The sequence below is a fragment of the Streptomyces sp. AC550_RSS872 genome (assembly GCF_019049285.1).
Classification (GTDB): domain Bacteria; phylum Actinomycetota; class Actinomycetes; order Streptomycetales; family Streptomycetaceae; genus Streptomyces.
This window is the reverse complement of the sequence record NZ_JAGMUL010000131.1, coordinates 1-375: the sequence shown is the minus strand read 5'-3', so window position 1 is coordinate 375 and position 375 is coordinate 1. Positions and strand designations below refer to the sequence as shown.

Annotated in this window: 1 rRNA gene; it reads left to right on the top strand. The window is 58.1% G+C overall.

Annotated features, from left to right (window positions below):
- Positions 1 to 43: 43 nt before the first annotated feature.
- A 23S ribosomal RNA gene (locus KUM44_RS36050) occupies positions 44 to 375 on the top strand; the annotation flags it as partial.

Here is a 375-nt window from a genome sequence, read left to right as displayed (position 1 = left end):
CTGGTCGTTGTTTGAGAACTGCACAGTGGACGCGAGCATCTGTGGCCAAGTTTTTAAGGGCGCACGGTGGATGCCTTGGCACCAGGAACCGATGAAGGACGTGGGAGGCCACGATAGGCCCCGGGGAGTCGTCAACCAGGCTTTGATCCGGGGGTGTCCGAATGGGGAAACCCGGCAGTCGTCATGGGCTGTCACCCTTGCCTGAACACATAGGGCAAGTGGAGGGAACGCGGGGAAGTGAAACATCTCAGTACCCGCAGGAAGAGAAAACAACCGTGATTCCGGGAGTAGTGGCGAGCGAAACTGGATGAGGCTAAACCGTATACGTGTGAGACCCGGCAGGGGTTGCGTATGCGGGGTTGTGGGATCTCTCTT